The 7,646-nt window shown below is 45.4% G+C and carries 9 protein-coding genes and 1 rRNA gene; 9 read left to right on the top strand and 1 reads right to left on the bottom strand.

The genetic code is table 11. The features are described from left to right. Window positions 1–11: 11 nt before the first annotated feature. The 5 genes from rrf to tsaD all read left to right on the top strand — a co-directional run bounded on the left by rrf (window position 12) and on the right by tsaD (window position 2,747). Window positions 12–126: ribosomal RNA gene (gene rrf / locus ERX55_RS07245) — 5S ribosomal RNA — on the top strand. An 87-nt stretch (window positions 127–213) separates the two neighbouring features. Continuing rightward, on the top strand, window positions 214–657 hold the full coding sequence (tsaE, locus tag ERX55_RS07240; protein WP_133451898.1) for a tRNA (adenosine(37)-N6)-threonylcarbamoyltransferase complex ATPase subunit type 1 TsaE: 444 nt from the start codon (window positions 214–216) through the stop codon (window positions 655–657). Next, window positions 654–1,316 (top strand): tRNA (adenosine(37)-N6)-threonylcarbamoyltransferase complex dimerization subunit type 1 TsaB, encoded by a 663-nt coding sequence (gene tsaB / locus ERX55_RS07235; RefSeq protein WP_133451897.1) that lies wholly within the window; start codon window positions 654–656, stop codon window positions 1,314–1,316. The genes tsaE and tsaB overlap by 4 nt, the downstream gene beginning before the upstream one ends. 11 nt (window positions 1,317–1,327) lie before the next feature. After that, window positions 1,328–1,756: a ribosomal protein S18-alanine N-acetyltransferase gene (rimI, locus tag ERX55_RS07230; protein WP_133451906.1), complete on the top strand. Its 429-nt coding sequence runs from the start codon at window positions 1,328–1,330 to the stop codon at window positions 1,754–1,756. Then, a complete protein-coding gene (tsaD, locus tag ERX55_RS07225) occupies window positions 1,749–2,747 on the top strand; it encodes a tRNA (adenosine(37)-N6)-threonylcarbamoyltransferase complex transferase subunit TsaD (RefSeq protein ID WP_133451896.1) in 999 nt (332 codons plus the stop codon). Before rimI ends, tsaD begins: the two co-directional genes overlap by 8 nt. A 210-nt stretch (window positions 2,748–2,957) precedes the next feature. Here the strand turns inward: tsaD and ERX55_RS07220 are convergent, their stop codons facing one another. Further along, window positions 2,958–4,871, bottom strand: coding sequence for an ABC-F family ATP-binding cassette domain-containing protein (locus ERX55_RS07220; RefSeq protein ID WP_133451895.1), 1,914 nt, complete (start codon window positions 4,869–4,871; stop codon window positions 2,958–2,960). A gap of 97 nt (window positions 4,872–4,968) precedes the next feature. Here ERX55_RS07220 and ERX55_RS07215 point away from each other — a divergent pair, with 97 nt between their 5' ends. From ERX55_RS07215 to ERX55_RS07200, 4 genes are all read left to right on the top strand, one after another. Then, window positions 4,969–5,646 (top strand): redox-sensing transcriptional repressor Rex, encoded by a 678-nt coding sequence (locus tag ERX55_RS07215; protein ID WP_133451894.1) that lies wholly within the window; start codon window positions 4,969–4,971, stop codon window positions 5,644–5,646. A gap of 10 nt (window positions 5,647–5,656) precedes the next feature. Continuing rightward, window positions 5,657–5,848 carry a twin-arginine translocase TatA/TatE family subunit gene (gene tatA / locus ERX55_RS07210; protein ID WP_133451893.1) on the top strand — a complete coding sequence of 64 codons (192 nt, stop codon included), beginning with the start codon at window positions 5,657–5,659 and terminating at the stop codon, window positions 5,846–5,848. 57 nt (window positions 5,849–5,905) lie between these two features. Next, window positions 5,906–6,664 carry a twin-arginine translocase subunit TatC gene (tatC, locus tag ERX55_RS07205; protein ID WP_133451892.1) on the top strand — a complete coding sequence of 253 codons (759 nt, stop codon included), beginning with the start codon at window positions 5,906–5,908 and terminating at the stop codon, window positions 6,662–6,664. Window positions 6,665–6,747: 83 nt separating this feature from the next. Then, a complete protein-coding gene (locus ERX55_RS07200; protein ID WP_165983741.1) occupies window positions 6,748–7,638 on the top strand; it encodes a GH32 C-terminal domain-containing protein in 891 nt (296 codons plus the stop codon). Window positions 7,639–7,646 lie beyond the last annotated feature (8 nt).

Raw genomic sequence — 7,646 nt, 5'->3', positions numbered from 1 at the left:
TTCTCACCCTGTCTGGTGATGATGGCAGAGAGGTCACACCTGTTCCCATACCGAACACAGAAGTTAAGCTCTCTAGCGCCGATGGTAGTTGGACTTACGTTCCGCGAGAGTAGGACGTTGCCGGGCAAATAGAAAGAGACCTGTCAGGTCTCTTTTTTTTATATTCTTTTTTAGTATAATAGATAGGAATGATATAGAAGCGAAGGTGAAAGTATGCATATCGTAATAGATTCATTAGAAGACATGGAAAAGCTGGCTTCAAGTCTTGCGGCTCAGGCACAGGCAAACGATGTCTACTTGTTAAAGGGAGACCTCGGTGCGGGCAAAACGACCTTTAGTCAGTTCTTCGGTAAAGCACTGGGTGTGACTCGAACGATTAATTCTCCCACCTTTAATATTATCAAATCATATCAAGGGCGTCTGCCTTTTCATCATATGGACTGCTACCGTCTTGAAGAGTCGGAGGAAGACCTTGGGTTCGATGATTATTTTTATAACGAAGGTGTTACGCTGATTGAATGGCCGCAGATGATAGAAGAGTTTCTGCCTGAGAGCTATATGACGATTGAGATTAACAGAACATCTGATTTAAGCAGAGAAGTGATTCTGACAGCGACGGGGAAGCGCTATGAAACTATACTGGAGGTCTTATCGTGAGATTACTCAATATTGATACAGCGAATCAGCCTTTATCGGTCAGTGTGACAGACGGCATAGAGGTCCTGGCTGAATTCAACAGTGCCAGAAAAATCAATCATTCCGTTACTTTAATGCCGACGATTGAGATGGTCATGAAACATGCTGACCTGGAAATGAAAGACCTTGAAGGCATCATTGTCAGCGCAGGACCTGGCTCATATACCGGTCTGCGAATAGGGGTCACTACGGCTAAGACACTTGCCTATACGCTGGATATCCCACTGTACAGTGTGTCTTCCCTTAAAGCACTTGCAGCGACTGTCAGACTGCATGAATTCCTGCTGGTACCTGTGATTGATGCAAGAAGAGACGCAGTCTACAGTGGTATATATCGTTTTAAAGGAACGACAGTGGAACAGGTTGAAGAAGACCGTTACATGACGATTGAAGATCTTAATCTTTATTTAAAACAGCAGCACATGCCTTATCTCTTTATAGGAATGGATGCCATCAAGTTGAAGGAGAAGCTTAAAGGGCCGGTGTTCTATTGTATCCCGCGTAGTGCTGAGATGCGACGCATTGCGGATTTTGAAAATCCACAAGCTGTCCACGAGTTTGAGCCGACTTATTTAAGAATGACGGAGGCGGAACGCAATTGGCTGAACAACCAGGCATAACAATCAGAAAGATGACAGTAGAAGATGTTCCCGCTGTTCATGAAATAGAGCAACGCAGTTTTCCGTCCGGGACCTGGACCATCGATGCTTTTTATCATGAAGTGGAGAAAAATGAATTTGGTCACTATTTTGTGATGGAAGTAGAAGAGGAGATAATCGGTTATCTGGGTATGTGGATTGTCATAGACCAGGCACAGATTACGACCGTTGCCATACGTGAAGATAAGCGTGGCATAGGCTTATCCAAAATCTTATTAGAATACGTCATGAACTATGCTAGACTGACTTGTGAGATGATGAGTCTTGAAGTCAGAGAGGAAAATGCAGTGGCTAGAGCACTTTATGAGAAGATGGGCTTTTCATATGGCGGACTCCGCCGTGATTATTACGGTGCCGGCCAGGATGCAAAAGTGATGTGGGTGAGGTTAAGAAATGAATGATATGACAATATTAGCAATAGAAACAAGCTGTGATGAGACGGCTGTCAGTGTGGTCAGAAATGGCCGTGAAGTGTTGAGTAACAGTGTGAACAGTCAGATCGAGTCGCATAAGCGCTTTGGTGGGGTCGTACCTGAAGTTGCGAGCCGTCATCATGTCGAGAATATCACCACAGTGATAGCGGACGCTCTGCAGATCGCTGATATGACGATGGATGATATCGATGCAGTGGCAGTGACAGAAGGTCCTGGACTGATCGGGGCGCTTCTTGTCGGCATCAATGCGGCTAAAGCACTGGCATTGAGCCATCAGAAGCCGCTCATTCCGGTGCATCATATTGCCGGGCATATTTATGCGAATCATATAGAAGAACCGCTTAAGTTTCCGCTGCTGGCATTGATTGTTTCAGGTGGTCACACTGAGCTCGTCATCATGCGCGATCATCTGAACTTTGAAGTCATCGGTGAGACAAGGGACGATGCAGTAGGTGAAGCCTATGACAAAGTGGCACGTACTATCAACCTGCCTTATCCGGGAGGTCCGCATGTCGACCGGCTTGCAGCTGAAGGACAGGACACACTGAATTTCCCCCGTCCCGTGCTTGAGGGCTATGATTTTAGTTTCAGTGGTCTGAAGAGTGCCGTCATCAATACCCTGCACAATAAAGCACAGAAGGGGGAGACGGTACCGCCTGAAGATGTAGCTGCAAGCTTTCAGGCTAGTGTCATTGATGTACTGACAGAGAAGACGTTCCAAGCCTTAGAAGAATATCATATTGATGAGCTGATTGTCTGCGGCGGTGTGGCAGCGAACCGCGGTTTAAGATCAAGACTTGAGGAGCTGTCACAAGAGCGCAATGTTCATCTTCATATTCCGCCCTTACAGCTCTGTACAGATAATGCAGCGATGATCGGAGCTGCCGCCTACTATTATGCGCTCAACAATATCAGAGCAGAACTCAATTTAAACGGCAAAAGCACGCTTGATTTATAAAATCAGGCGTTTTTTGATGGATGCGAACATATGTACTTGTACACAAGTTGTTAACTGATTGTGGATAACATTTTGTCTATAGGCCATTTTACACAAAAATAAACAACATAAATCGCCTATATTCTGTGGATAAGTCTAATAACTTTGTGGATTATTGACATTATGCTGTTTCTGCTGTGTATAACTCTGTGAATAGAAAAAGAAGCAGATTTAATCTGCTTCTTCGAGTTCAGCCCATTCTTCCATAGCGGCTTCCAGTTTATCCTGCAGTGCCACCAGCTCCTGATGCAGTTCGTAACTGCGCTGTGAATCGTTGAATACATCAGGCTGAGTCAGCTCAAGTTCCACCGCCTGAATACGTGCTTCGTATACCTCTATATCCTTTTCCAGCTGCTGAAGTGCCCGCTCTATTTTGCGGCGTTCTTTTCTTTGCGCTTTATTTTCTGCATAGTCAGTCTGCTGCGGTTTCGTTGTTTCCTCTTCGACGGCCTGATAAGCTTCGTGTGCCAGACGCTCCTCTTCTTTTTCGATGAAGTAAGTATAATCACCCAGGAAGAGACTCGCACCTGCATGTGTGATATTCAGGACTTTTGTCGCGATCTGATTGATAAAGAAACGGTCATGTGACACAAAAAGAATCGTGCCGGGATAAGTCATCAGCGCCTGTTCCAGAATTTCCTTCGCATCAATATCCAGATGGTTGGTCGGCTCATCAAGAATCAGGACATTATTATTCTCAAGACTCAGTTTTGCGAGCTGCAGACGGGCTTTCTCGCCACCTGACAGATCATTGATGATTTTCTTGACATCATCCTGTACAAACAGGAAGCGGCCGAGTACAGCTCTGACATCTTTCTCCTGCATCTCAGGATAATACTGCCACAGTTCTTCCAGGACCGTGTTCGATGATTTGAATTCTGCCTGTTTCTGGTCATAGTAACCGATTGACACATTGGCCCCGTACTTAATATCGCCCCCCAGTTTTTCAAGTCTCTTGGCAATCGTCTTGATCAAGGTGGTCTTACCGATACCGTTAGGACCGATGACCGCGATGGCATCCTGTTTCTTGACATCGAAAGTGATAGGCGCGGTGATAGGACGCTCGTATCCTACTTCCAGCTCTTTTACTGCCAGCACATCGTTGCCTGATTCACGGTCGATATTAAACTGCAGGTTGACAGAATGGTCATCAAGTTTAGGTGCTTCAATGCGGGTCATCTTCTCCAGTATTTTGCGACGGCTTTTCGCCATCCCGCTGGTAGAGGCGCGGGTGATGTTCTTCTGGACGAAAGTCTCCAGACGTTCGATCTCCGCCTGCTGACGTTCATATTCAGCAGACATCTTCTCGTAGAAGGCATCTCTCTGAGCCAGGAATCTGGAATAGTTGCCTACATAACGCATGACGCGCCCGAGAGCCACATCGTAGACGATGTTGACAACTTTATCCAGGAAGTAGCGGTCGTGGGAGATGACGACGATTGCACCCTGATAGGTCGTCAAATAGTTTTCAAGCCAGGCTGTTGTTTCCATGTCCAGATGGTTGGTCGGCTCATCCAGCATCAGCAGATCCGGCTCGCGGATCAGCATCTCAGCAAGTGCAAGTCTGGTCTTCTGACCCCCTGAGAAATAATCAATCTTCTGGTCGAAATCAGCCGGACTGAAGTTCAGTCCCGTCAGAACCGTCTTGATTTTATGTTCATACTGATAGCCGCCCGCATTTTCGAACTGCAGCTGCAGTTTCTCAAGTTCAGCCAGCTTGTCAGCGTATCCCTCTGTACCAGCCTTATCACTCTCTTCAGCAAGATAAGTCGTGATACCTGTCAGTCTTCGTTCCATGTCCTGTAGATGACTGAAAGGCTTCAGCATCGCTTCGTAGACTGTCCCTTCAGCATCTAGCGTCATCTGCTGGGTCAGGTAACCGATATTGATGTTCTTGGCACGCATCAGATGACCGCTATCGTAACCTTCAGCGCCTGCCAGGATTTTCATCAGCGTCGTTTTCCCGGCACCGTTACGTCCGACAATAGCAATCCGGTCATTTGTTTTTATTTCTAGTTTGACATCGGTGAAGATATCTTCTCCGCCGAATGATTTATTCAGTTGGCTTGCCTGTAATAAGATCATGTTTTCACCTCATTTATATTCTACATGATTGCCGGATGACATGAAATAAAAGGACTGAATTTCACATAGTCAGTTACGGTCAGACATGGTATAATTTATGTACTGTGAAAAAGGTCACAATTATGATAAGAAGGTGAACAGTGTGCCAAAAGCTGAGGTTAAAATTCCGAAAGCGACATTAAAGCGCCTGCCCCTTTATTACCGGTTTGTCAATACACTGCATAGTGCGAAAGTGGATCGTGTCTCTTCAAAGGAACTGAGTGAAGGATTGAAGATCGACTCAGCCACCATCAGAAGAGATTTCTCTTATTTCGGTGAACTTGGTAAAAAAGGATATGGCTATAACGTAGAATATTTACTGAATTTCTTTAAAACCACCTTGCAGCAGGATACGATGACGAAAGTAGCGATCATCGGGATCGGCCATCTCGGTCATGCACTCGTCAATTATAATTTCTCGATCAGCGACCGTATGCAGATTGAAGCGGCATTTGATATCGCCCCGAACGTGGTCGGTGAGAAAATAGGGGAAATTTATGTTCAGCATATGGATGATTTTGAAGAAGTCATCGAGAAGCTGGGGATAGAAGTTGTCATTCTCACTGTGCCCGGGAAAATCGGTCAGGAGATAGCAAATAGAGTGACAAAAGCCGGAATAAAAGGTATATTAAACTTTACACCGGAGCGCTTAAATGTTCCATCAGATGTCCAGGTACACCATATCGATTTAGGTGTAGAACTCCAGTCTCTTATATTCTTTATGAAAAACCACTAGGAGGTACAGTATGCTGTATGCTAATACATTAGGTTTTGCATCACCTGCTATTTTATTATTTCTAGGCGTGGTTGCACTCATTATCTTCGGACCAAAGAAACTGCCTGAATTTGGCCGTGCAATGGGTTCTTCGCTCAAGGAATTCAAAGATGCGACAGACGGTATCATGAAAGATCATGATAAAGATGACGTACGTAAATAATGATTGAAAAAAGCGACAGTCACTGTCGCTTTTGTTATGAGGAGGGAAGACCTTCAGATGAATAAAGATGAATTAACGATAGTCGAGCATTTAGACGAGCTTAGAAGACGTCTGATGATTGTTGCTTACTTTCTGATGGGCGGCATTGTGGTCGGTTTTTATTTCGGCAAGCCGGTCATACGATTTTTAACGAAAGATGATGTACCTGCTGAAATCACGCTGCACTATTTTAAGGTGACGGATCCATTATCCATCTATATCAGCGTCATTATGCTGATAGCAGTGCTGCTGATATCGCCTGTCATCCTCTATCAGTTATGGGCATTTATCTCGCCCGGCCTGCATCCGCAGGAACGACGGGCGACGCTGAGTTATATTCCGGTCAGTTTTATTTTATTTGTAGCCGGTCTTACCTTCAGCTACTTTATCATATTCCCTTATATGATTCACTTTACCATCGGTCTGGCGAGTGAAATGGGCGTCAAGCAGATTATCGGGGTCAGAGAGTATTTTAATGAGCTGCTGAAGTTTACGATTCCGTTCGGTTTTGTTTTCCAGCTGCCCATCCTGCTGCTCTTTCTGACGCGGCTCGGGATTGTGACACCTGCTTTCCTGAAGAAGAACCGTAAATACGCCTACTTCTTCCTGATGGTCATCGCAGCGATTATCGCGCCACCTGATGTCATGACTTATGTCATCTTTGTATTGCCTATGGTCATCTTATATGAGATCAGTATTCAGATCAGTCACGTTGGCTACCGTATGTATCTAAGAGGTGAACAGAAATTAGTGGAAGAAGAACTGAAAGAAGATTAAACCATCTGATTATGAGATGGTTTTTTTTAGCTGTCGATGTTATATTTTAAAGTAATTGAACAAGCGATAAGGGAGTGCGTCAAGTGGAATGGTTGAGAGAAGAACGCTATGCAGAAGCAGATAAAAAGGGACGTCAGCATTTTCATATTCAGCCTTCAGCAGGCTCGTTGAAGAAACCTGCCGGCTTTGTTTATCATGACGGCTTCTATCATCTTTTCTATGAATGGCTGCCGGCACGTGGACTTAAATACTGGTATCATATTTCTTCCCCGGACCTCATCCGCTTTGTGACGCAAGGGCCGGTCGTGATAATGAGTGATTCGGATGAGCGTGACTGCAAGATGGAGGAGAAGTGGGATGATGGTTTTGATTTTGATGCCCCGCAGCTGACGCAAGGGCCCGAGGGTGAACAGATACTGGTCGGTTGGATAGGCGGCACTGAGCCATGTTTCACTGTGCCTCGTCTGATCTCAATTGAAGAAGGCAAGACTCGACAACGTCCGCATCCTCTGCTTGAGCGATTACGTGGTGAACCTGAAACAGCAGAAGGCTATGCGATGAAGCATGATATCCGTCTGCATCCCTATGAAGGTGACTGCTACGAACTGATTATCGATATTCTGGAGAATGAATCAACTGAATTTTATATCGAACTGCGTGTATCCAGACGGGAGGCGACCAGGCTGATTTATAATCACGCGGCCCGCAAATTCACATTGGATCGTTTTGACAGCGGTCTGCTGACCACGAACAGCCAGGATTTCACACGTTCAGTCATTCTAGAGACGCCTTTACAGAAGATTCATGCCTTTGTCGATCAGACGAGCATCGAGATTTTTCTGAACGACGGTGAGAAAGTGATGACTTCGCGCATCTTCCCTTCTGACAGCGCGACCGGCATCAGAACATCCACTGAATCCGGACAGGTCTATCTGAAATTTACGAAATATGATATCGAAAAACAGGATGTCTGACGATCCTG

This window comes from Macrococcus bovicus (assembly GCF_004359575.1).
In the GTDB taxonomy this organism is placed as follows: Bacteria; Bacillota; Bacilli; order Staphylococcales; family Staphylococcaceae; genus Macrococcus; species Macrococcus bovicus.
Note: the sequence above shows the minus strand (reverse complement) of the source record. Positions and strands in the feature narration are given on the sequence as shown.